The organism is Pseudoalteromonas sp. 0802, from assembly GCF_013350085.1.
Classification (GTDB): domain Bacteria; phylum Pseudomonadota; class Gammaproteobacteria; order Enterobacterales; family Alteromonadaceae; genus Pseudoalteromonas.
In genome coordinates this window covers 307,487-331,502 of the sequence record NZ_JABVXE010000002.1, presented here as the reverse complement: position 1 = coordinate 331,502, position 24,016 = coordinate 307,487, and the positions used below count along the sequence as shown (strand labels likewise).

Genomic DNA, 24,016 nt, shown 5'->3' with positions numbered 1-24,016 from the left:
CCAGTTAACTTAAATTCGCTGAGCTTAACTATAATTAAGAAAATATAAAAATGAATATAAAATATTCCTAACGCCGATTTTGTCATATCTCTCACCGAATTTTTATTATCACTTTTTGACCACTCACCCTATTCTGAGTTTGAGTTTAACAAGCTGTTAACTACCGATAATCAGTTTAAAAACCGACAACAATAAATCGTTTTTTGAGAATTAAAGCCTCATAAACAAAAACAGAACACACAATTGGAGATAGGCATGGGCAAGCAAACTGCAATAAAAACAAAAGGGCAAGGAAGGCATTTTAAGCGTAATGCAATTTTAATTTCGCTACTGGCTGCAATTAATACAAGCTATGCAGCAGAGCAAGCCAATGATGATGTAGAAGTGATTGAAGTACGGGGTATTCGTTCTTCAACCGCAGAAAACTTAGCAATAAAACGACTTTCAACGGCTACCGTTGATGCAATCACCGCAGAGGATATTGGTAAGTTTCCTGATAAAAACGTCGCTGATTCTTTACAACGTGTATCGGGCGTTTTGATTGACCGCGACGGTGGCGAAGGTAGCCGGGTGAGTATTCGTGGTACGTCACCGGATTGGACTCTCACCCAATTAAACGGTAACTATATTGCTTCATCAGGTTCTGGTACTCCTACCCGTAGTTTTAATTACACGTTATTGCCTTCAAGCATGATCAAAAGTGTAGAAGTGTACAAAAGTGCAGAAGCACGCATCGATGAAGGTGGTATTGGTGGTACGGTTATTTTACACACCCGTAAACCGCTTGAGATGGAAGCAAACTCAGGGGCGTTAAGTGCAGAGGTGACTTACGATGATGTGTCTGAAGACACTAAGCCGCAAGTCAACGTGCTGTATTCATGGAAAAATGACGACGAAAACTTTGGTGTACTGGCCGGTTTTACTCGTCAAGATCGCACCGTAACAACCATCACTAACAACGCATCACACTGGCGTTTTCACTCAGATACCGTTGAAGGGGCAGAGCGCCCAGCGCTGGTAGACCAAGCCACTGGCGAAGTGTACAACAATGTATGGGCACCTCGTGCGATGAGTGTTAATAACTCAAACCAAGACCGTACACGCGATGGTTATCAAGTCGCTGTGCAGTGGGCACCGAGTGACAGACTTGATTTAAACTTTAACTATTTTGGTGCCAAGTTAGGCTACGACCAAACAGGGCAAAGTATTACTTTTGCCGAGTGGAATGATAACCACAACCCGTATTACGGTATTGTACTTGATGGCGATACCGTGGTTGCCTACGGTAATGGCGATAATGGTTTACTTAATGATAATAACTGGGGTGATGCCGATGTAAATGGTGGTGTGGCTGTTCGCCGTGGTTTGTTATCGCCGCAGTTAACAGGGCGTGAGCGTTTTGGCGAGTCAAAATCAAACACCTATGATTTTGAAGGCACTTATTATGGCGATACTTACAGCATTACATTAAAACTAGGTCATACTGAAGCTGAAGGCGGTACTTCAAAAGAAACCTACGCCAATATAGATGCGCGTTTAGGCTCAGTAAACAGCTGGTTATGGTCAATTGAAAACGGTAAACCAAGCTACGAAGTGTCGACTGATTTAGCCACCGATAAAGAGGCATACCAATATTACGATTGGTTTGACTCATACTCATCAGAAAATGAAGACTCAGAAGATTACATTCAAACAGATGTAAAATTTGACCTCGATGGCAACTTTTTCACCCGTGTCTATGTAGGTGCTAAATACCGCGACCACGAAATTAAAGGCATTCGTAACGACTTTCGTTGGGATGATGGCATAGCTGACAACGGTGGCTACCGCGGCTACTTACCAGGAACTGAATGGTTCCATAATCCAGATTTTCACCCAGATGCGCCAACATTGGTGAGTGACCATGTAGTTGATAACAGCGCGGGTGATACAGGCGCATTTAACTTTTTAGCGTTTGATTTTAGAGCGTTGGATGATTACTTAAAAGAAAACTTTAGCCAGACTGTAGTGCCAACGCTTTCGGGTACTTATGCTTTAGAAGAAAAAATTTGGTCTGTTTACACCCAAGCTGATTTTGAGTGGCAAGATTTCCGCGGTAATGTCGGTGTGCGCTATGTCAACACAGAGCTTAGCACTTTGACCTACGATGATGTCATTGGTCAAGACGATGACGACACCGATCCAAACGAGCGCAGTAGCGATGGCAGTGAAGTATTACCAAGCTTTAACCTTGCATGGGATGCAACCGAAGATCTTGTGGTGCGCTTTGCCGCAGCACGCACTATGGCAAGAGTGAGCTATTCAGACTTAAGTCAAGCAGAGTCATACGGTCCTCCAGTTAATATTAACTCGCCAGATTCATGGACAGGCCGTGGTAATGGTACCTCGGTAAACACAGGCCTTGAACCTATGTTATCTGACCAATTTGATTTAGGTATTGAATGGTATTATGGCGATGGTTCTGCACTGGGTGCGACATTATTCTCTAAAGATATTTCTAACTTACCAATCTCGACAGTAGAAATTGTAGAGCGTGAACACGATTGTTGTAACGGCCCAATTGAGGTCGAAATGAACACCAAAGTGGGTGGGGGTGATGCAAAATCAGAAGGTTTAGAGCTGTTCTTCCAGCACTCATTTGATAATGGTTTTGGTATTTTAACTAACTATACCTACACAGATACCAGCACTAGCGAAGTCTCGACAGACGGACAAAAAACAGAGGCTGAAATACCAGGCACCGCTAAGCACCAATATAATGTGTCGGTGTACTTTGAAAATGACGACTTTAGTGTTCGTGCGTCTTACAACTGGAAAGATGACCGTGCCAACGGTATTCACCAAGGCTACAACTTGTATACCAAAGACTATGGTCAGCTAGATGTGAATGCCTCGTATAACTTAACAGAGGATCTTTCGTTTACTGCGTCAGTGGTGAACCTAACAGAAGAAATAGAAGAAGGATATTGGAAACAAAGTAATCGGTTTACCTATAACCAATATTCGGGTCGTCGTTTTTACTTAGGCGCAAATTATAATTTCTAACCCAAGACATGTTGTTTGTTGCAACCTAAAAAGGTACTTTTATTAAAGTACCTTTTTCTTTTTTAAGATAATAATGATTGAATTTTTAAAAACAACGGAGCAAGACAAAGCCTATTTACTTGACTTAAGATTAAATACCATGGTTGAGCACTTAGAGAATCAAGGGTTATTTTTATCACTCGAGCAGCATCAAGCAAGAGTGGCAGAGCACTTTGAGCATAGTCATTTAGTGTTTAATGATGGGCAATGTGTAGGCGCTGCAAAGTTCATCGTGAGTGACCAAGCAATCAGTTTATTACAGCTACAAATTGCACCTAAAGAGCAGGGCAAAGGGTTAGGCACTAAGGTGTTAGATACACTAAAAGCACAAACAGCCGAGATTAATTTAACGGTGCTAAAAGCGAATCCAGCGTATGGGCTATATCAACGGGCAGGGTTTAAGACTCTAGGCGAAGACGACTATGAGTTTCATATGCAGTGGCAGAAATAAAAAAGGGCGCTGTTAAAAACTAAGCGCCCAATTTTGACTATTTCTTTTCTTCGTCAGGTAAGGTGACGTTTAGCTCAAGTACAGCTAAGTCATCTTCGTTTTGGTCAAACTGCACCTGAACTGCATCAGTGTTTACATTCACGTATTTACGAATAACATCAAGGATGTCTTGTTTTAGCTGTGGTAGGTAATCTGGTGTACCACGCTGTGAACGTTCGTGCGCGACAATGATCTGCAATCGCTCTTTTGCTAATGACGCACTGCTTTTCTTTTCTGAGCGGAAGTAGTCAAGTAAAGACACATTAACCTCCAAAAATCCGTTTAAATAAGCCTTTTTTCTCTACGTCTAAGAAACGAAAATCAACAGTTTCGCCTAATAAACGATTGATTGCATCTGTGTATGCTTGGCCTGCATCCGATTCACCATCAAGGATAACCGGTTGACCAGAGTTAGATGCACTAAGTACAGCTTGTGATTCAGGAATAACGCCCAGTAGTTTAATCGCTAAGATTTCTTGTACGTCTTCTACCGAAAGCATTTCGCCTTTTTCAACACGCTCAGGATTATAGCGAGTTAATAGTAGATGTTCTTTTACGCTTTCAAGGCCTTCTTCAGCACGTTTTGATTTGCTGTGTAAAATGCCAAGAATACGGTCAGAGTCACGTACTGATGATACTTCTGGGTTCGTTGTTACAATCGCTTCATCAGCGAAGTACATTGCCATCATTGCACCAGCTTCGATACCCGCTGGAGAATCACACACAATGTAATCAAAATCTTTTTTCAGCTCGTTTAGTACGCGCTCAACACCGTCACGGGTTAGGGCGTCTTTATCACGGGTTTGTGAGGCAGGTAAAATATGTAGCTTATCAACGCGCTTATCTTTAATAAGTGCTTGATTTAAGTTAGCTTCGCCATTGATTACGTTTACGAAATCATAAACAACACGGCGTTCACAACCCATGATAAGGTCAAGATTACGTAGACCAATATCAAAGTCGATAATAACGGTTTTAAAGCCTTTAAGCGCTAAACCTGTGCCAATCGCAGCACTCGATGTGGTTTTACCAACACCACCTTTACCAGAAGTAACGACAATCACTTTTGCCATGAGATTTATCCTTTAACCAAAGCTGAAATTTCTAATGAATCATTTTTTTGTTGGATTTGTACTGCGCTGCCCCAGTGTTCACCTTGTAGAGAGTCGCTGATCCAATAACTACCATTAATCGAAACAAGTTCTGCTTCTAATTTTTGGCAAAATATATTTGCTTCGTTGTAACCTTTAGCCCCTGCAATTGCACGGCCACGAAGAGTGCCATAAATGTGCACGTTGCCGTCGCTAATCACTTCGGCGCCATGACTTACAGCACCAATTACGATCAGGTCGCGGTCTTTTGCATACACTTGCTGACCCGAACGTACAGTGCCATGAATAACTTGCGCAGGCAGGTGAACGGTTTTTTCAACGATAGATGTATTTGTTTGTTGTTTAGCGGTTGCACCCTTAACGTCTTGTGAATAATTTAACACCGACAGGCCCGCAGCTTTTGCGCTTTCGTTTTGCTCTTGAGAGCCATTACAAACCCCAACAGGGTTTAACGAAAGGCCGCTTAACATTGATTTTAAGAAAGAGAAATCAAGCGCTTCATCTTGTACGTCGCTTAAGTTGATTACGATAGGCGCACCGGCAAAGAACTTAGGTGCTTGGGCGATTTTCTCATCTAACTGCTTACTTAAAAGGGCTGTATCTGCTGAAAATAAATGTAAAACAGATAACGTAAAAAGGTTCCCTTTTAATTCAAAAATTTGTTCCGACATACACGCTCAATTGAATTGTCTGGATTAGCATTATTTAAGTATAAACACAGGCTGAACAAGGCATATACAGTAAAAATCTAATCTATTTTTTCTAACTTATTATATCACTCATGTTATAGTGTGCGCCTTCGTTAAGCAAGATATTATAGGGCCATAATGCTAACTGCGGTGTATAAAAGTATTAAAAAAGCGGATACATACCTTTTTGTAGAAAAAAGAGATGATTTCTCACGCGTACCTGAGCCATTACTAGAAACGTTTGGTCAACCTAAGTACGTGATGATGATTAATCTAGCAAGCCGTGAAAAGTTAGGTGTGGCAGACTTAGACGCGGTTAAGCAAGCGTTAATTGACCAAGGGTTCTACTTGCAATTACCTCCGCCGGAAGAAAATCTGTTAACCCAATTTAAAAAAGACAAGGGAGTTGAGAGTGATTAAAAAACTTGCCGTCATTTTACTCAGTGCTTCACTAAGTACTTCAGTATTGGCAGAACAAAAGACACAAGCTGATTTTGACGTTTACGTTGCAGCATTAAAAAAAGAAGCACTTGAAAAAGGCTATGATGAAGCCCTAGTTGATCAAGCACTTGCAACAGCTAAATTCAAAAAGAAAGTTATTTCAGCAGATAAAAATCAGCCAGAAGTAAAAGAAACCCTCGAAACTTATTTACCAAAACGTGTGCCGCAATGGAAAATTGACCGCGCGCGTAAGTTATACAAAGAAAACCAAGACGTTCTGGAAAAAGTCGCTAAAGAATACGGCGTTCAAGCACGTTTTATTGTTGCACTTTGGGGCCTTGAAAGTAACTTTGGTAAAATCCAAGGTGGTCACAGTGTAATTGCATCATTAGTTACACTTGCTTTTGATGGTCGCCGCGAAACCATGTATAAAAACCAACTTTGGGCAGCACTTGATATCTTAAAAGAGGGTCACATTACCCTTGATAAGTTCAAAGGCTCATGGGCTGGTGCAATGGGGCAAACGCAGTTTATGCCAACCTCATTTAACGCTTACGCTGTTGATTACAACGGTGATGGCCGCAAAGACATTTGGACCACAGAAGAAGACGCATTCGCTTCAATTGCTAACTACCTTAAACAAGCAGGTTGGAACGATGATTTAACCTGGGGTCGCCAAGTTAAACTACCTGAAGGCTTTGATAACTCAAATATTCTTAAGCGTGGCACTAGAACACGCAGCCAATGGTTAGAGTATTGGAAAGATTCAGAGCGCAGCCTTGCTGATTGGCAAGCAATCGGTGTTCGTAAAATGGATGGTAGCGATCTACCAAACGTTGATATTACCGCCGCAATGGTAATGCCTGATGACGTAAACGGCCGTATGTATCTAGCCTACGATAACTACAAAGCACTTATGCACTGGAACCGCTCTTATTACTTTGCAACCAGTGTTGGTTACTTATCAGATCGCATCGGTTACCCAGCGATTAAGTGATTAGATACTAGAGCCTAGGTAACTAGGTGCTAGGCACTAGGGGATTTGCAGAAAGCGCGAGTTTATCTCGCGCTTTTTTATTACTACTGCAAAAGATCTCTAAGTGAATTACTCACAAAGAGTTCAAGAGGCGCTGCGCTCAAGAGGAAAAATACAAAATTATTAAAATATACTTGCTAACTTTACTCTTGTAACTTTCCCTTCGATACAATTTTTAAACCTTAACTTTGAGTGCTTTTTGCAGTGCATCAACGTTTTTACAGCCAAGGTATATGTTTTTTCCGTCAGTTAAAGTTATTTTAATGGCTTGTCCAACTGACGCATTGTATAACCAGCCATCGTTTAGCATACGAATACCAATCCCTTGATACCACTTTGTTTTGTAAGCTGAGGTCTGTACAATCTGAGATAATTCAACATCTTTGCTAATAATCCCAAACCCAAAATACCAATGAAGCTTTTGCTCATTGATGACTATTGTTAGTGAAAAGAACAGCAAAGTAACAAGCAGGTTTATCGATAATATAATTATTTTGAGGCCAGCCAGTTCAGGCGAGAAAATTATAAAGGCACTAATTACTAATAAAATAATAATTAACGAGTAACTTATTTCTGTCTGTTTATACATAGCCTAAGATCCATTTAAGTCAGAACGTAAATAAACGTTTAGTCATTAGTATAGCAAAGGCAAGTGAAGTTATGATTATCCTTTAAAAACGCGCTAAAGCACGACCTACAAGAGAGCGCGCGAAACAAGTTTCATGCCTACGATAGAAAACATTAGGCTCTAGGGTTTAGGCTCTGGGACGCGATATAAAATCGCTGCTACATGTTCGGCGTTAAAACGCCAGATTTCCTTTTCCTGTGATTACACTTTTACAAACAACGTCATAAATCTCATCATAAAACATTATTTGAAAGTGCTTACACCCAGCAATTTCGTTTTGATTTAATGAGGGTAGCCAATTCGAATTAGGCACTTCAAATATGGCTGCCACACACTTTGTATTCGCTAGAATACAGCCATGAACATCAACAGTTGCCTTTGAATATGCTATTACGTTATCTAATCGTATATGCTTTAGGTTAGCTAACGAATATTCATCATCGGGATTGAAGTACTCAAAGCCTAAAAGGTCTTTACCATTTTTTTGCCAAATAACCTTTTGTAGTTCAGGTCCTCTGCCATCATGATAAAAGTGTTTATCTAAAATCGGCTTCGCAGTCATAGTAATTCTTTAAAGCTAAAATATTTTAAGTTTGTATAGTACTAAGAGCCCAACACCCGTGACCAATAAATGCAGTCTGTAGTTTAAAATTGAGAAGGCATCACTCGATACTATTCTTAAATAAGAGCCTTCTTTGTTAGCAACTCCGACAGGTAAAAAGTCATATAAGAATAGAAGTATGCCTGCCAAAATTAATACAATACTGATTATCAATAGAAGCTTATTCACATGTTTATCCTTATTTTTAGCTACTTGTTCGGCGTTAAACGCCCCCTACACAGAGATTATTTTGGTGTAGGTCGTCATTTATGGCGACACAATCTTGAATGCTTTCTCATATGACGAGCTAAAGCACGACCTACAAGAGAGCGCGCGAAACAAGTTTCACGCCTACGGTGAATCCCGTAGGAACGGCTTCAGCCGTGAATCTTTAGATGTTCGGCGTTAAACGCATCCTACAAACTTTACTCTTGTAACTTGCTAACTTTCCCCTTGTAACTCGCTAACTTTACTCTTTCCCCTAGTAACTCGCTAACTTATTCCCCTTTCCCCGGTTTTTTCAAAATCTTATCTTTAAAATCAAGTACCTTTCCAATACCAGAACCCAGTTTCATTAGGCTTTGAAGTTGTTCAGGGCTTAAGCGTTGTAGCTCTGCAGACCATTTGGTCACGGTTTCGAGTAGGTCGTGAATTTCTTGCATTTGCTGCTGAGCAAAGCGCTCATCATCATTGTGGGCTTCTTCTAAAATGTTATCGCGAAGAAGGCTAAGGGTTGGGTCTATCTCGCGTTTTTTACGCTCTTCGAATACGCGGTTGGCCATGTCCCAAATGCTGCCAGCAGGGCCGTAGTATTCTTTACGGTCACCCGGAATATGGTGCACTTTAATTAAGCGCCAAGACTGTAGCTCTTTAATGCCCATGCTAACGTTTCCGCGCGAGATACTTAAAGTATCGGCAATTTCATTGGCGGTCATTGGCTCTTTAGTAATGGTTAATAATCCACACATTTGACCAATGGTGCGGTTAAAGCCCCAACGGCTTCCCATTTCACCGCAGTGCATAACAAAAGCTAAGTTTTTTTCAGATAGGCTCATAATTTTTAGTATTCAAAAATTTCAGAAATTAAATGCTAGCACGCTCGGGGTATAACTAAAAGAAATAGCCACTATGCAATCTGCTACTACTAAAGTGTAGATACATCATATTTTAAATTTAAGTCATTGAATTTAAGCAATAGTTTAATTAAGTGCCGCAGTGGTTAGCTATTTGATTTGGATCAATAATAGTGACAGTTAATAAGTTTATCGTATAGGCTGAAATCCAATAATACCATGGAGGAACGTTATGAAAGCTGCAGTAAATAAAGAGTACAAAGGTAAATTAACTATCGAAGATATCCCATGCCCAGAGGTGGGAATTAACGATGTGCTAGTTAAAATTGCCGCGTGTGGAGTGTGCCACACAGATTTACATGCTTGTCATGGAGATTGGCCAGTCAAACCCAAAATGCCATTAGTGCCGGGCCATGAAGGGGTAGGTACTATCGAAAAAGTAGGCGCAAACATCAAACACTTATCAGTAGGCGACCGTGTCGGTGTTCCTTGGTTGTATAGCGCCTGTGGTCATTGTGAGTTTTGTTTAGAAGGCAAAGAAACCTTATGCCTTGAGCAGCACAACACAGGGTATTCAGTTGATGGTGGTTACGCCGAGTACTGTGTAGCCCATGGTGATTACGTGGTGAAAATTCCTGAAGGATTAGGCTTTGCAGAAGCTGCACCTTTATTCTGTGCGGGGGTTACTACCTATAAAGCGCTTAAAGTGACTGATGCAAAAGCAGGCGACTGGGTTGCAATTGTCGGTGTTGGCGGCCTAGGTCATTTGGCAGTGCAGTACGCAAAAGCAATGGGCTTTAATGTGATTGCCGTTGATACCGGCGAAAGCAAATTGGCACTAGCCAAAGAGCTTGGCGCAGACATCACCATAGATTTTATGAAGCAAGTGCCTTCAGAAACCATTTTTGAACAAGTGGGCGGGGCACATGGTGTTGTTTGTACAGCTGTATCAAAACCCGGTTTTGAGCAAGCTTATAAAAGCGTACGCCGTGGCGGTAAATGTGTGCTTGTAGGTTTACCACCCGAAGATATGCCACTGCCAATTTTCGATACCGTGTTAAATGGTGTGTCTGTTGTAGGCTCAATCGTTGGTACGCGTAAAGACTTACAAGAATGCCTAGACTTTGCAGCGAAAGGTAAAGTTAAAGCCATTATTGAAGAAAAACGCCTCGAAGATATCAACGATATTTTTGACGACATGCTAAAAGGCGATATCACAGGCCGAATCGTGATGACGCTTTAAGCTGAGTTAGTTAATGCTGTCAGGTTTGTTGAGTAATCAATTGAATCTGACAGTTTTTCATATGCTAGAAAATAGGGGGGGTGTAACTCGTTATTGCCTCTAGATGAGCTAACGTAATTACTCAATAGGTCTGCTTTGAGTGATCCGATACAGTGCTATGCATTTAATGCTATTGGCTAAACTCCATAAATCTGACATACCACATAACTTTTATGTTATTACCAATACGAGGGACTGTGTAAATATATTAGTTTTCTTGTTGTGCTTCCATATTCAAAAAAATAAGCGATGAGCGCAATTTATCTTTCTGAATCTCTCTAGTATTAATAAAAAATTATAGTTGGTAATACATACGTTATTTGTTAAGAATAGATTTATTAATACATGAGCGTGACATCTGCAGAAAGATGCGCGAAGCGCACAATATAAAATTGTTATACGTCGAACAGGCATCACAGATGATTTTTAATAAATTCATTAGAGTATTCAAAGAAACGAAAGGGATGCCAAAGTTATTCCAGTTTCAGCATATGCTTAACTCAATTACATATTCACTAATGGTACTTTTTGCTTTCTGGCCTTGGCCAAACGGAGAGTATTCGTTGAATGGGCGCAGCCTTACTTACCAAGAATTTTGGTTAACAGGCATGGCACCTGGTTTCCTATTATTTTGCATACTAATCATTTCAATTTGCTTCGCTTCAGTGAATAAACACTGGGCTGGCCGTGTAGGTACTTTTTTATACTGGGCATCTATTATTGCCTTTATGTCTTTCTATTCTTTAACTGGGGTAGTAATAGGTGGGGCATTAATTGCTTTTTGGGCGTACTATGTGTTTTATAGTACTGGGATGAGGCAGTTTTTTGCTCAGTCAAAAGTATAACAAACAAATTATGGCACTAGCTACCGCTCGTTGGAACGCAAAACCTTGGCGTGCGCTCTCGTGACTAATTTTAACCAAACATAGTAGCACATAGTTTTTCGTTATCTACTTAGAGAGAGCCTGAGTTAAATGGATGCATTGAGCAAGCTTCAAGAAAAAAATAAAATCCACTCTAGACATCAGCGTAATGCTAGCTGGAGCACAGTTTGGGTGTTTTTACTAATGAGCCCATTATTGTCTAGCTATGGGAGCGAATTTTACTTTTCTGTGATAAAAAACATTCAAATTGAGGCTCCGCACCCATTTATAGTCTTATTTGGCTCGTTATGTTTTGGTTTACCTTTATTAGCTATCGGTGACTGCATTCTTTTCAAGCGCGTTAATAAATTACTTCTTTTAATTATCGCAGAAGCTTGGTTCATCTGGTTTTGGGTTGTTAATCCATTATCTTGGTTGGCTTTTTTACCATTGATTCCTGCATTTGTTATATTGCAAATACAACTCCCTCAAATAAGAACAGGTAAGTAAAGGGTATATAACAAGATAGTAAGTGGGTAAATTAACATTTGGCTGTTTTCATTGTGTTCAACAGTGTCAGCGAACTATAAATTTATTAATTAGGAGAGAGTTATCCATGGAAGCACTAGAAAGAATCACTGAAAGAGTATGTCGCAACGGTCATCCAGATGATCCGGAGACACCAAGACCATTACTTTCAATTGATGAGTTTTTCGAGGGAAACGATGTAGTAGGAAGCATAGGATGCAATTTAATTGATATTCCGCATCCCAATGAATTTTTCAAAGTATTTAAGGCTATTAGCCACCGACCTGATGTAAAGGATATTAGAATCCAAGTATCTGCTTTTGATGATCCAGATTGGCCATTTTCGGATACAGTGTACATAATGACCTCTGCTTCTGAATCTGAGGTAGGTTCATGGTTCCCTGAACACTTAAAACCCGACGAAATTTGGGAGGGCTTTGTTAATCAAGATTACGAGGCTTATGAAATACCCACTGAAACCCGCCCAGTAGCAGTTTGGTGGGATTAATAAGCAATTTATCAAACATTGAATATGTGCTTAATTATTAGAGCGTAAGATCCCGTTGTATTACTTACAACCTAAATGGGTCGGTAACTGTCAAAAGGATGTTCAAAATTAAAAAGTTAATATTGATTTGTCTTATCTATGCTTTATCGGGGTGTGCTTCTTCTGATGTGGAACCTGTTCCAAAAGGCTGGGTTTTGCTTTCGTTCGATATTGATAGCAATGGAAATCCTATTAATATCAAAGTTCTTGAGTCAAATCCGTCTATTGTTTTTGATAAAGAAGCTGTTATTGCCTTGGAGAAATGGAAATTCAAACCTAAAGTTGTAAATGGTGTTCAAGTTGCTCAAAAGGAATTGCAAGTCAGGTTGGATTTTGAGTTGAATGACGAAAATTAATAATCCAATAAAAGCTTATATTACTCATTCTTTGTTTTAAACAATCACAATAGGCTAAAAGTGGGTGCTAATCTTGAAATTGAAAAGGAATTTATTTTTAAATTCGACGATACTCGTTTCAAGCATATAAATGGAACACCAGTTTGAAACTAGCTAACCTGTCGGGTTAATTTTTAAATGAGACTAAACATACTCAAATTTATAAAACTTGAATGCTTACCAACCATCCAAATATGTACCTAGTTCTTTACCCTTTTCAATATCCTCTTTAGCTAAATAACTGATACGACTTTGTTCATTTCGCATACTAAATCGATGAAATGAAATACATAAAAGCAAATACATCAACCAGAAAAATAACAGAAACCCTGTGAATAATAAGGCTTTTTCAATGAGATCAAGTCCATCCCTAAAAAACACTATTGGAATACCGATTAATGCAACTAGCCAAGAGATATAAAAGAACGATGCTTTTGCTGCAGTCTTTATAATTGTCGAATTGTAGTATTTCAATGACAGACCTTTTGGTATTTCATAACATGTATAGCTAAAGTTTGGCTGTTATCCTATCAACTCTCATCGAAGTTACAGTTCAGACTGTAATAGCCTATCTAACTCTTGCAGTATTCCGCTAGTACTGCATTAACGTAATCTGCACCAAGCTCTTTTGCTTTTTTCCAATTCTGACAAGCGGCTTCTAAATCGCCTAAGGCTTTGAAGGAGTTTGCCATATTAGCGTAAGCGCGCTGCAATGTAATTTCATCCTTCGGGATAATTTCAATTACAGTACCATAATCAGCAATTGCCCCCAGATGATCGCCGTTGTCATCTTTTAACGCTCCTCTATTTAAAAATGCGCTCGAAAAGTTTGGTGCAATCTCTATCGCTTTATCATAATCAATCATTGCAGCATTAGAAGCATATAATTCATTCTTTGCTATCGCTCTCGAATAAAGAGCGTCTACGTCTTTGCTATTCACTTTGAGTATTTGTCCATTGCGCAATGGCAGCAGAAAGATTGCCTTGATTATAGTAATCAAAACCTTTGTTAAAAAATTCGTCTGCTGTTGTTGCCTCAAATTGCGGAAAAATTTGATTGTTTTTATCGAATGGCGCTCCAAACCCATCAAATTTTGCATCAAACTCGTATCCTCTTTTGTACATATCTAATGTCCAATACACCAAGTTATCTGCGGTTACAGGGAAGGGACTCGTTTTTCCTGATAAATCCCATACACCATTTTCGGTCTTAACTGGCCCTAAAACTTTATATCCGTAACTATTTTTCAGAAGTAAAGCCAAATTATTTAAATTGGCTTTACTGTCAGAAAGAAAATGAAAATCGAAAGCGAGCATCGAATATGGTGTTAAGCCATTCGACTCCATGCTGAAATAAACAGAATCTGCACTATTAATTTCATCGTTATAATTTTTAGAGAACGCCGCCCATGTGAAGTATGTGTTTTCCATTGTGATTCCTTTAAATGAAACTAGCGTTGTAACTAGAAAAATTGTCTTAAAATTCACAAAATCCCTGCAAAATCATCTTTCATCTTTCATCTTTCATCTTTCATCTTTCATCTAAAATCTATCATCTTATGTTTAATATCAAAAATCCAAACAAAAAAGCGCGGCTTAACTAAGCCGCGCTTTTTGCTATCAATTCACAATTAAAGTGTGTAGCTAAAGGTTAATTTAGCATTACGCTCTTCACCTGGCATACCGCCTAAGAACATTGCTTTTGAGTAATAGGTTTTGTTAAACAAGTTATTTAGGTTTAACTGTAGTTTCCAATCATCTGTTTGATATTGAATTGCGGCGTCGTATACCGTGTAGCTAGGTACGTAGCCATCAGGAATACCAAACGAGGTTGAGTTTGTGTTGCGGTCATCAACATACTTTACGCCTGCGCTAATTGTCAGTGGCTCGGCTAAATCAAACCATTTAGCGTCATAGCTTAACCAGCTGCTTGCTGTTACATAAGGCACACCTTTTTGGCGAGTATCGAAAGATGATGAGTTAGGGTTTTTCTTATCGCGGGCGTCTTGATAAACCGCGTTTACGTTAAGTTTCCACTGCTCGTTTAAATCGGCATTTAAATCAAGTTCAACACCTTTGGTTTGCTCTTCACCATCGTAAAAGCTTTTTGGTACTGAGGCATCAGACACACCGGCTTCGTAATCTGGGTTGGCATACTCAAGGTTTGTACGGGCACTATCAAATAACACCAGTGATGCTAGTAGTTGATCGTCAAAGGCTTTTACACGCATACCAATGTCGTTACTGACTGACTCGGCGTCATCGCGGTCAGCTTCGTTACCCGTTACGCTACCAAGCACGCTGTAAGCTGTACGACCTTTAGAGTGATTTACAAAGAACGAAATATCATCGCTCAGTTTGTAAGTTGCACCTAGATTGTAGGTCATACCGCTGTCTGATGTATCTGCTTCTGGCGTTGGCTCGGCGGCACTTGCACGGTAGCGTGCATCAACACCAAAGTGTTCGTAGCTTTGTTTAATACGATTAAAAGCAACGCCTACTCGGGTTGTAAAGGTATCGTGAATATAGGCAACATGTTGAATACCCACACCCCAAGCCTGAACCTTTTTGTTGTAATCGCTGGTTTTTAGCGGATCGTAATCAAAAAAGCTGCCTTCGCCCCAGTTCGGGTTACGAATATCAAAAATGTAAGGTAATTGACCTTGGTAAATAATCTCTCCATCTTTGTTTTTAATGACCTGATCAGCATCGTAAATTGAGTATTGTTTAAAACGAATATCGCGGTCTTCGTAGTTGGCGTTTACCAGTAGTTCGTTATCAATACCGGCAAAGCTAAAGTCATAACGCAAGTCAGCAAAGTATTGCCATGATTTTTCGTCTGCTTCTACTTGGCGGTACTCTTGGCGACGCGCTGCAAATGGGTAAAGTACGTCATCAACCACTAAAGGAGCGCGTGGGTCGGCATTGATCACGCCTCTGCGGTTCCAATAAACATAGTTATAAGCACCGGTTTGGCGGGCAAAGCTTGATTCGTAATTACGGTATTGTAGTTGCTGATTTAAAAATAAATTATCAGTAATGAAGTAGTTATGGGTTAACTTAAAGCGCAGCTCTTCGCCTTCGTTATCATTTGCCATTGGCGAGATAATACCGTTATGGCCAAAGGTGTAAGGTGTTAGGCCATCATTTGCTGCCAGTGAGTCTGCCAATTGTTGGCGTTGCTGTTCGGTTAGTTGCAGGCCTTTTGCTGTTGCATCGTTAATTAAATCGGCAGCGGTTACTTCACCTGCGGTTTTACCATTTACTGAGTCACTGTTAAAAATACGAATAGGGTGGCCAATTGAATCAACAGCAATGGCATCTTTAATATAAGCGGCAGAAATCATGATGTCTTGTTTGTCGCTTAATACATATTTTAACGCGCCATAAATTTCATCACGGTCGTCTTTTAAGTCGCGATAGCCATCGCTGCGAGCGGTTTTAGCATTAACGCGATAAGCAAGGTTGTCGGTTAATGCCGCTGTGCTATCAAAGCCTAATGAGTAGCTATCCCATTGACCAAGCTCGGCATTAACGGTGTGCTGCTCAGTAAATTGCGGTTTCTTTTCGATTAGGTTGATAACACCGCCTGCGCTACCCATACCATATAAGCCCGTTGCAGGGCCTTTAAGAACTTCTACAGATTCAACGTTGGTCATTGAGCGTGTTGGGTTAAAGGTGTTACCTAGGCCTGCACCGCCGTACATGCCATCGTAAGTATAGTTTGCACCTAAACCGCGGATCACTAAGTTATCGCCAATGCCGTAGTTGTTACCGGCTTGGGTTACACCACTGATGTTACGCACTAAGTCTTGTAAGTTTGTTGCGCCTTGCGAGTTGATAAGCTCCTGATCAACAACCACAACCGGGGCTGGCGTTTCCATTAGGGTCATATTTGATTTAGTGGCAAGGCCAGATTCAAGTACTACACGGTTTTGTTTGTCGTATACGGTAATACGTTCAACAGAATCTAAATTGTTGGCGGTTGCATTGAATGCGCTTAAGCAGGCTAGGGCTAAAATTGAATATTTATATGTCGTCATTATAGGTAAATTGTCGAAATTTTTCGGCAATGATAATGCGAGCTATTTTCATTTCAAGTTTTATTTATCTATTTTGGGTAATTTCTTTTTTTGGATACAAGTTGCTAACAACTAGTTTTATGGTTGGTAATCTTGTTTACGATATAGATACAAAGGAAGATTGCTGACTTCACTAATGCAAAGCCAGCATAATAGCTTATTTAAAAACTTTACCGTCTTTCATAACAAATTGTACATCTTCAAGTACTGCAATGTTTTCAAGCGGGTTGCCTTTTACGGCGATAATATCGGCTAAGAAACCGCTTTTGATTTGGCCAAGTTGATCATCAGCTTTAAGTAGTTTGGCACTATTGATGGTGGCAGACTGCAATGCTTGCAGCGGTGTCATACCAAATTCAACCATACGCGAAAACTGCTTCGCGTTATCGCCATGAGGGTAAATGGCTGCATCGGTACCAAATACCATGTTTACGCCTGCTTTTACTGCACGGTTAAAGCTATCGCGTTGCTTTTTAGATACTTGGCGTTCTTTATTGAGGTTTTCTTCTGCAACCCCGTTTTGTTCGCCAAAGGCAAGGGTGTACTCAGTGTTGTAAATATCCATTGAGAACCAAGTGCCGTGTTTTTTGGCAAGTTTAATGGCTTCGTCATCGACAAAACTAACGTGCTCAACACTGTCTACACCAGCAACAATGGCTGCTTTAATACCACTGGTACCGTGCGCATGGGCTGCAACGGTTAGGCCACGTAAATGAGCTTCGTCAACAATGGCGTTCATTTCGTCTTGGCTATATTGTTGAATACCCACTTTTGTGCCTTTTGAAAATACCCCGCCTGTAGCGCAAAGTTTAATGGCATTGGCACCGTACTTAATGTTTTCACGCACTTTAGCGCGCACAGCCCATGGGCCATCAGCAACGCCTTCGGCGGTGTATTTCATTTCTGGTGGTAAACGGTTGTTATCGCAGTGACCGCCAGTAACACCTAAAGACGGGCCAGCCGCCCAAATACGTGGGCCAACAATGTCGCCAGCGTTTATGCCATCGCGTACTGCAATCACGCTGTAGCCTTCTGCGCCTAAGTTACGCAGCGTTGTAAAACCTGCATACAGTGTTTTTTCGGCAAAGTGCGCTGCTTTAATTGCTTTACGCGGAATCGATTGACCAATTCGCTCACTGCGTGGCACGGTCGGATCGCTTGTTAAATGCACATGCATATCCATTAAACCTGGCACCAGAGTCAGTTCTAATAATTGAATGTGCTTATCGCCGTCTTTTAAGCTAGGCTGTTTATTGCTTTGTACGGCTGTAATTTGACCATTATCTATACTAATAAGTGGTGATTTAATCAGTTTACCTGAATTTACATCTACCATGGCTTTTGCCGATAAGTAGGTTGTTGCGTAGGTATTTAAAGAGGTTAGGCAAGCTAGGCCTAGGCTAATAGCAAGAGCAGTCTTTTTCATTTTTATTCAAAATTGGTAAGTCGAGCCGCCACTCTAGCAATCAGCTTGCAAAGTGTAAATAAACTGCGATAAGTTGCAGCGATACTTGCTAAATAGGGAACTAAACCCTCATAATTTACGCGTACTTAATATAAGGGCAGGGAAAGAATGAAAAACGTAAAACTAGCACTACTTAGTTCGGCAGTGATGTTTGCATTACTTGGTTGTAATGAATCAACGCCAAGCAACGAAAAACCAACTCAAGAAGTAAGCAAACAAGCACCAAGCGCAACGTCAGCCACAGAGCAACTTGATACATTACTAGCAGACTACTTTGAAGCAGGCTTAAAGTTTAATCCAATTGGTGGTACCTACATTGGCCGTAGCGAATATAACGACCAATTTATTGCACCTATTAGTAAAGCAAACCGCGATGAGCAGCTTAACTTTGTTAAAGAATACAAGAACAAACTAGCAAATATCGACAAAGCGCAATTAAAAGGTCAGTCATTATTGAGCTACGAAATTCTAGCCCGCGATTTAGATCTTGCGATTGAAGGCGCTCAGTTTCCAAGCTACTTAATGCCAATTAACCAAATGGGCGGGGCGCATAATACCTTTGCTGCATTAGGTTCTGGGCAAAGTGCACAACCTTTTAACACGGTTGAAGATTATCAAGCATTTGAAAAACGTGCTGACGGTTTCATCGCTTGGTTAGACAGTGTTGAACAATCAATGCGCCAAGGCATGAAAGACAAAGTGGTTCTTCCTAAACCGCTTGCTGAAAAACTATTACCACAATTTCAAACTCATATTGTAGAAAAACCAGAAGAGTCATTATTCTGGGGGCCAATTGCTCAGTTACCTGAATCTTTCAGCGACGAACAAAAAGCACAGCTAACAAGCGCGTACACGGCGATGATCAGCGAGCGTTTAGTGCCTGCGTATCAAAAAATGGCTGACTTTTTAGCGAATGAATATATTCCAAATGCCCGTGAAAGCATAGGTTACAGTGACCTACCAAATGGTAAAGCGTGGTATGAGTACCAAATTAAACAGCATACAACGCTGAGCTTAAACGCCGATGAAATTCATGACATTGGTTTAAGCGAAGTATCGCGTATTTTATCTGAGATGAAAAAAGTCAAAGAGACAGTCGGTTTCGAAGGCGATTTAAAAGCGTTTTTTGAACACCTAAGAACCTCAGATGAGTTTTACTACGATACGCCAGAAGAGTTAATTGCCGCGTACGAAGCTGTAAAAGAAAAGATTGATGCTAAGCTCCCGCAAATGTTCGATATTGCGCCAAAAGCGCCATATGTTGTAAAAGCAGTTGAAGATTTCCGCGCAGAATCAGCTGCGGGTGCATCTTACCAGTCACCAGCACCAGATGGCTCACGTCCAGGTATTTTCTATATCAATACCTTTAACCTAAAAGCTCAGCCTAAGTTTTTGCTTGAAACCTTGTCTATTCACGAAGCCGCACCGGGTCACCACTTTCAAATTGCCTTGCAACAAGAAATTGAAGGACTACCGCTGTTTCGTAAATTTGGTGGCTACACGGTATTTGCAGAAGGTTGGGCATTGTATGCAGAAAGCTTAGGTAAAGAGCTTGGCTTATTTACCGACCCTTACATGTGGTACGGTCGTTTATCAGATGAGCAATTACGTGCAATGCGCTTAGTGCTTGATACTGGTTTCCACGCAAAAGGTTGGACACGTCAACAAGGTATTGATTACATGTTGGCTAACTCATCAATGGCCGAAAGTGACATTATCGCCGAAGTTGAGCGTTACATTGCATGGCCGGGCCAAGCGCTATCGTACAAGTTAGGTCAGTTCAAAATTCAAGAACTACGTGACTACGCGAGCAAAGAGCTAGGCGATAAGTTCGACATTAAAGCTTTCCATACGCAAGTGCTGATTGATGGCGCATTACCTATGCCAATTCTTGAAGAGAAAATTAAGCGTTGGGTTAACGAGCAAAAGTAATCGCTCAAACACGCTAAACTTTGCGCGCATGCTGGCTTTACGCTAGAATGCGCGCTGTTTAGGGGCTTTGAGTAATACCATGTTAGAAGATCAATTTTGGCTTAAGCGCTCGCTTGAGCAAATGTCACAACCCGAATGGGAAGCCATTTGTGACGGCTGTGGTAAATGTTGTTTAAACACATTTATCGACAGTGAAGACGAAGATGAATTTACCGCAACGGATCAACTTCGCGAGGGTGAAGAACTGATCTTCACTAATATCGTTTGCCAATACCTAGACAACGACACCTGTGGGTGTAGCGAATATGCGAACCGCCAAACCTTGGTGCCTTCATGTGTAAAGCTCACTAAAGAAAACCTCAAAGATATCTTTTTTATGCCGCAAAGCTGTAGCTACCGTCGCCTTTACGAAGGCCGTGGCCTTGCGTCTTGGCACCCACTGTTGAACGATGGCAGTAAAGACATGATGCATGAGTTAGGTATTTCTGTGCGTGACAAAACAGTGAAAGACTGTGATGTAGACCTTGATGACTTTGACCTTTACGTGGCCGAATGGCCAACCAGAGACATTGATTAATGAGCGCCCTTAAAGCAAGCATTGGCTTGTTAAACCCAAAAAGCCCAACCAATGTGGGTGGGGTATTACGTGCCGCGGGTTGTTACAACGCTAAGCAGGTGTTTTTTACTGGTAGCCGCTATTTACGCGCTAATAAGTACCATACTGATACCAAAAATGTGCTTGAGCATATTCCGCTAACGCAAGTTGAAAGCCTAGAGCAAGCAAAGCCTGAAGGTGCCACAACGGTGGTGATTGAGCTTGTTGAAGGTGCAACGCCGCTGCCTGAATTTAAGCACCCTGAAAACGCATTTTATGTGTTTGGCCCTGAAGATGGCTCGGTTAGTAAAGACGTGCTGAAATGGTGTGATGAAGTAGTGTATGTGCCAACCATAGGCTGTATGAACCTAGCTGCAACCTGCAATGTTGTGCTATACGACCGACTTGCCAAACTCGGTGGTATTGAGAGTTCAAACGACACCATTTGTAATAGTCGAGACAATAACAACTCACTTAAATGGCAACAAAAAAAGAGCGCTGAATAGCGCTCTCTTTAGATCCAAACTCAAAACTACTTTTTAGTAATTTGTACGTTACTTTCAAGGCCAATGCCGTTGTCGGTAATGTCTGTGGCAAAATAAACACCGACAGGTTGGTCGCGTAGGGAATCAAGCTCAGCCATTTCTTCATTCGTTAATTGACCCGTTGATGCAATCGTATCAAGTAAAGGTAATAAGATTTTTTGTACGTCGAATGCCATGTTCACAAAGCCATTTTTAGTGACACTTTGCGACTCTAAAGTCTCGGCAATCTGCGCTGACTTATCACCGGTGAAAATCACAATATGATTGCCTTTAAGCGCCATTTTTATATCAAAGTTAAGTGGCACAGGCGATGGAATGTATTCATTAATCAACACTGCATCACCATTGGCTGGTAGTTTTATGTTAGCAAGCGGCGGTACAAAACCTTGCGCAATTGAATACAAGCCATGGGCATCGGTTGCAGATAGGGTAACGATGGCATCAAGCTTGTCTATTTGTGGGCCATTGTAGTCATCGATAGTAAATGCAGCATCTTGAACGCTGACACTCATGCCTTGTACGCCATTTGCAAAGCCCGACATCATAGCAAGGCCTGCGGTGCTTACTTCTTGCATTTCATTTTGTAGTGCGACAATTGGGCCACAGTTAAACTCAGCTGATTTAATTGCACCGGTTAGTGTATTGGCTAGCGGCAGGACTTTTGCTACATCAATACCATAAGCAACACTCATCATTTGCCCGTCAAGCCCAGTGGTATGTTTTGGCACAAAACCACGCACAGCTTGTAGGGTATTTAGTAAGTCTTGATCTGTGCTTTGAAGTACCGCTTTTACGTCAAAGTCGGCGTAGTCGGCAGTAATACGGGTTTTTGTTGTGCCTGATACTGTTGCAGGCCATTTAGCGGCAATGGCAGCAATATCATCTTGACACTCAGGTGTTGAAATCGCTGCTAATGCATTTGATTGCTGGGCTTTATCAAGTAGCTCTTTGAGCATTTGGTGTAAGCGAGAGTCTTCTTTGCCTGTTACAGCATTAGCGATACGTTGATGATCAACAAAGCCAACCGAGTTGCCATCAAGCGAGAAAGTTTTAATAAGCTCAGGTAGTTTTTTAGTTTCAGCCAGTGATTGAGCCGGTTTTTCTACGCCAAGGGCAATACGTAAATCTTGATCATTAGAAAGCGCAGTGGTTAGCGTGATGGTAGCCCAATTGTTATGAGTTGATGCAATTAGGTTGAAGTTATCTAAGCCTTCAAGCTCAATGGTAAAACGTGTGTAGTTTACGCCTTCAAGGCTTTCAGTTGTATACGCAATACCGGCTTCATCAGCAGATTGCTTAATGCTATTGATAATGCTGCTTTGATCAGCGACCTGAAAACGCACAATCGGCATTAAACCTTGCGCATACATCATGCCTTTGTAGTCATCACCAAAGCCCCAAATCGATTTGAAGGCATCGTAAGAGCTCAGTGATTGTTGGTATTTTTCCATCAGTGATGCAAGGAATAGGGCATTCTTATCATCAACTGTTTTAAGCTCAGCAATGATGGGCGTTAAATCGCTCGTGCCTTTCATTGCATCTGGCATAAGCGCAAAGTATTTGCTGTACGGAAACGGTTTAAGTTGACCATAAAAAACCGCCGTGTCGGCAGGTACGTAGGCAAGCTCAGGTAAATCTACATCAACACTGGCTTTATTTTGTGAGTACAACAACGCACCTGCAACAATAGCAATCGCGCCCCCAGCAAGAAGCTTATTATTCATAGGATGAATTCCTTTTTCTTTAATTAGTTAAAAAACATACCATGAAATAGAAACAAATTACTAGCAGGCTAACGACTAAAACTGATAGCTCACGCTTATTTGCGGACCATGGGTAAACGTATCATAACTAAAGAAGTTTTTATTTCCGCGTTGGCCGGTTTGGTAATCTACATAGGTGGTTTTATAGCTCATACCCAGATCCCAATGCGGGTTTATTTGATACACCGCACCTAATTTAAAGCTGCCAGTCAATTTAGCATTTAAGTTAAAGCCACCGAGATCTCCAGCAGTTGTTAATTGCCAATGTTCGCTTAATTGTTTGTTAAAGTGAAAGCCAAAAATTAGGTCAATCCAATCTTCATCTCTGTCGACCACTGACACTTGTGACATAAAGTTAGGATCAAGATCGAATTCGTAGGTGTTATCCCAACGACGAATACCCATATAGTTAACCCAATCACCCATCGACGGGCTAGAAAAACGGTACGCAACACTTAATTCGAGCACGGCTTGGCGCACCCGGGCACTGAGCACGCCAAGTTTTGGGGCGTTATGAGATTTACTTAAATCCATATAGCCCCAGTCAGCAATAAAACCCCAGTTTGATTGATGATATCCCTCAAGATGGAGCATAAATGCGCTGTCGAGGTTGTTTAAAATGGTATCAAATTCGACTTCAAGGGGGGCTTCTATAGTGCCGATTGCCGAACTGCCATCAATCGCAGTGGCCATTAAATAAGGCTCTACAGAAAATTGCCATTGGTCGGCATAAACGGTTGGTGAGGCGAATACTAAACCGAAAGATAAAATCGTTAACATACGAGGTTGTTTTAAAGTGAGCATTATCAAATCCTTTTAAGTAAATCACAGTATTAATTATAGAAACGCTGGGCTTTTTTGCATT

25 protein-coding genes are annotated in these 24,016 nt (G+C 41.0%); 12 read left to right on the top strand and 13 right to left on the bottom strand.

Annotated features, from left to right (window positions below):
* Nucleotides 1-255: 255 nt before the first annotated feature.
* Together HUS61_RS06310 and HUS61_RS06305 are read left to right on the top strand one after the other, a co-directional pair.
* Nucleotides 256-3,045 (top strand): TonB-dependent receptor, encoded by a 2,790-nt coding sequence (locus tag HUS61_RS06310; RefSeq protein ID WP_175081547.1) that lies wholly within the window; start codon nucleotides 256-258, stop codon nucleotides 3,043-3,045.
* 73 nt (nucleotides 3,046-3,118) lie between these two features.
* Nucleotides 3,119-3,535, top strand: coding sequence for a GNAT family N-acetyltransferase (locus tag HUS61_RS06305; protein WP_175081546.1), 417 nt, complete (start codon nucleotides 3,119-3,121; stop codon nucleotides 3,533-3,535).
* A 37-nt stretch (nucleotides 3,536-3,572) separates the two neighbouring features.
* Here HUS61_RS06305 and minE read toward each other — a convergent pair whose 3' ends face one another.
* The 3 genes from minE to minC are packed head-to-tail and all read right to left on the bottom strand — an operon-like array spanning nucleotide 3,573 to nucleotide 5,357.
* A complete protein-coding gene (minE, locus tag HUS61_RS06300; protein ID WP_054552047.1) occupies nucleotides 3,573-3,836 on the bottom strand; it encodes a cell division topological specificity factor MinE in 264 nt (87 codons plus the stop codon).
* 1 nt (nucleotide 3,837) lies between these two features.
* Nucleotides 3,838-4,647, bottom strand: coding sequence for a septum site-determining protein MinD (gene minD, locus HUS61_RS06295; RefSeq protein ID WP_054552048.1), 810 nt, complete (start codon nucleotides 4,645-4,647; stop codon nucleotides 3,838-3,840).
* Nucleotides 4,648-4,652: 5 nt separating this feature from the next.
* A complete protein-coding gene (gene minC, locus HUS61_RS06290) occupies nucleotides 4,653-5,357 on the bottom strand; it encodes a septum site-determining protein MinC (protein WP_054552049.1) in 705 nt (234 codons plus the stop codon).
* 156 nt (nucleotides 5,358-5,513) lie between these two features.
* On the opposite strand from minC, the gene HUS61_RS06285 reads away from it, so the two are divergent.
* Both HUS61_RS06285 and HUS61_RS06280 read left to right on the top strand, forming a co-directional pair.
* Entirely contained in the window at nucleotides 5,514-5,795 is a 282-nt protein-coding gene (locus HUS61_RS06285; RefSeq protein WP_054552050.1) for a YcgL domain-containing protein, read from the top strand.
* Nucleotides 5,788-6,813, top strand: a complete 1,026-nt coding sequence (locus HUS61_RS06280) for a lytic transglycosylase domain-containing protein (protein WP_063529109.1) — start codon at nucleotides 5,788-5,790, stop codon at nucleotides 6,811-6,813. The genes HUS61_RS06285 and HUS61_RS06280 overlap by 8 nt, the downstream gene beginning before the upstream one ends.
* Before the next feature lie 214 nt (nucleotides 6,814-7,027).
* Here the strand turns inward: HUS61_RS06280 and HUS61_RS06275 are convergent, their stop codons facing one another.
* The 3 genes from HUS61_RS06275 to HUS61_RS06265 all read right to left on the bottom strand — a co-directional run bounded on the left by HUS61_RS06275 (nucleotide 7,028) and on the right by HUS61_RS06265 (nucleotide 9,136).
* Nucleotides 7,028-7,441 (bottom strand): hypothetical protein, encoded by a 414-nt coding sequence (locus HUS61_RS06275; protein WP_175081545.1) that lies wholly within the window; start codon nucleotides 7,439-7,441, stop codon nucleotides 7,028-7,030.
* Between the two features lie 211 nt (nucleotides 7,442-7,652).
* Complete coding sequence (locus HUS61_RS06270; protein WP_175081544.1) at nucleotides 7,653-8,042, bottom strand: hypothetical protein; 390 nt, start codon at nucleotides 8,040-8,042, stop codon at nucleotides 7,653-7,655.
* A gap of 536 nt (nucleotides 8,043-8,578) precedes the next feature.
* Nucleotides 8,579-9,136: a GbsR/MarR family transcriptional regulator gene (locus HUS61_RS06265; RefSeq protein WP_054552053.1), complete on the bottom strand. Its 558-nt coding sequence runs from the start codon at nucleotides 9,134-9,136 to the stop codon at nucleotides 8,579-8,581.
* A gap of 250 nt (nucleotides 9,137-9,386) precedes the next feature.
* Here HUS61_RS06265 and adhP point away from each other — a divergent pair, with 250 nt between their 5' ends.
* The 5 genes from adhP (at nucleotide 9,387) to HUS61_RS06240 (ending at nucleotide 12,730) form a co-directional block, all read left to right on the top strand.
* On the top strand, nucleotides 9,387-10,397 hold the full coding sequence (gene adhP, locus HUS61_RS06260) for an alcohol dehydrogenase AdhP (protein WP_054563854.1): 1,011 nt from the start codon (nucleotides 9,387-9,389) through the stop codon (nucleotides 10,395-10,397).
* Between the two features lie 458 nt (nucleotides 10,398-10,855).
* A complete protein-coding gene (locus HUS61_RS06255; protein WP_175081543.1) occupies nucleotides 10,856-11,281 on the top strand; it encodes a hypothetical protein in 426 nt (141 codons plus the stop codon).
* Nucleotides 11,282-11,410: 129 nt separating this feature from the next.
* Nucleotides 11,411-11,809 carry a hypothetical protein gene (locus HUS61_RS06250; protein WP_175081542.1) on the top strand — a complete coding sequence of 133 codons (399 nt, stop codon included), beginning with the start codon at nucleotides 11,411-11,413 and terminating at the stop codon, nucleotides 11,807-11,809.
* A gap of 106 nt (nucleotides 11,810-11,915) precedes the next feature.
* The gene (locus HUS61_RS06245; RefSeq protein WP_175081353.1) at nucleotides 11,916-12,335 is read left to right on the top strand and encodes a hypothetical protein; all 420 of its coding nucleotides are present in this window, start codon (nucleotides 11,916-11,918) and stop codon (nucleotides 12,333-12,335) included.
* Nucleotides 12,336-12,433: 98 nt separating this feature from the next.
* On the top strand, nucleotides 12,434-12,730 hold the full coding sequence (locus HUS61_RS06240) for an energy transducer TonB (protein ID WP_181447679.1): 297 nt from the start codon (nucleotides 12,434-12,436) through the stop codon (nucleotides 12,728-12,730).
* 216 nt (nucleotides 12,731-12,946) lie between these two features.
* On the opposite strand, the gene HUS61_RS06235 is transcribed toward HUS61_RS06240, so the two are convergent.
* The 5 genes from HUS61_RS06235 to HUS61_RS06215 all read right to left on the bottom strand — a co-directional run bounded on the left by HUS61_RS06235 (nucleotide 12,947) and on the right by HUS61_RS06215 (nucleotide 18,277).
* Entirely contained in the window at nucleotides 12,947-13,243 is a 297-nt protein-coding gene (locus HUS61_RS06235; RefSeq protein ID WP_063529932.1) for a hypothetical protein, read from the bottom strand.
* A gap of 98 nt (nucleotides 13,244-13,341) precedes the next feature.
* A complete protein-coding gene (locus HUS61_RS06230; RefSeq protein ID WP_175081541.1) occupies nucleotides 13,342-13,710 on the bottom strand; it encodes a hypothetical protein in 369 nt (122 codons plus the stop codon).
* A complete protein-coding gene (locus HUS61_RS06225) occupies nucleotides 13,703-14,200 on the bottom strand; it encodes a ribonuclease E inhibitor RraB (protein WP_175081540.1) in 498 nt (165 codons plus the stop codon). Before HUS61_RS06225 ends, HUS61_RS06230 begins: the two co-directional genes overlap by 8 nt.
* A 200-nt stretch (nucleotides 14,201-14,400) precedes the next feature.
* A complete protein-coding gene (locus HUS61_RS06220; RefSeq protein WP_175081539.1) occupies nucleotides 14,401-16,812 on the bottom strand; it encodes a TonB-dependent siderophore receptor in 2,412 nt (803 codons plus the stop codon).
* Between the two features lie 196 nt (nucleotides 16,813-17,008).
* On the bottom strand, nucleotides 17,009-18,277 hold the full coding sequence (locus tag HUS61_RS06215) for an amidohydrolase family protein (RefSeq protein WP_175081538.1): 1,269 nt from the start codon (nucleotides 18,275-18,277) through the stop codon (nucleotides 17,009-17,011).
* 147 nt (nucleotides 18,278-18,424) lie between these two features.
* Here HUS61_RS06215 and HUS61_RS06210 point away from each other — a divergent pair, with 147 nt between their 5' ends.
* The 3 genes from HUS61_RS06210 to HUS61_RS06200 all read left to right on the top strand — a co-directional run bounded on the left by HUS61_RS06210 (nucleotide 18,425) and on the right by HUS61_RS06200 (nucleotide 21,349).
* Nucleotides 18,425-20,248 carry a DUF885 family protein gene (locus tag HUS61_RS06210; RefSeq protein ID WP_063707407.1) on the top strand — a complete coding sequence of 608 codons (1,824 nt, stop codon included), beginning with the start codon at nucleotides 18,425-18,427 and terminating at the stop codon, nucleotides 20,246-20,248.
* A 79-nt stretch (nucleotides 20,249-20,327) separates the two neighbouring features.
* Nucleotides 20,328-20,825, top strand: coding sequence for a YcgN family cysteine cluster protein (locus tag HUS61_RS06205; protein WP_175081537.1), 498 nt, complete (start codon nucleotides 20,328-20,330; stop codon nucleotides 20,823-20,825).
* Nucleotides 20,825-21,349, top strand: coding sequence for an RNA methyltransferase (locus tag HUS61_RS06200; protein ID WP_175081536.1), 525 nt, complete (start codon nucleotides 20,825-20,827; stop codon nucleotides 21,347-21,349). The genes HUS61_RS06205 and HUS61_RS06200 overlap by 1 nt, the downstream gene beginning before the upstream one ends.
* A gap of 26 nt (nucleotides 21,350-21,375) precedes the next feature.
* Here the strand turns inward: HUS61_RS06200 and HUS61_RS06195 are convergent, their stop codons facing one another.
* Nucleotides 21,376-23,112: a hypothetical protein gene (locus HUS61_RS06195; protein ID WP_175081535.1), complete on the bottom strand. Its 1,737-nt coding sequence runs from the start codon at nucleotides 23,110-23,112 to the stop codon at nucleotides 21,376-21,378.
* A 75-nt stretch (nucleotides 23,113-23,187) separates the two neighbouring features.
* On the bottom strand, nucleotides 23,188-23,955 hold the full coding sequence (locus tag HUS61_RS06190) for a hypothetical protein (protein ID WP_175081534.1): 768 nt from the start codon (nucleotides 23,953-23,955) through the stop codon (nucleotides 23,188-23,190).
* Nucleotides 23,956-24,016 lie beyond the last annotated feature (61 nt).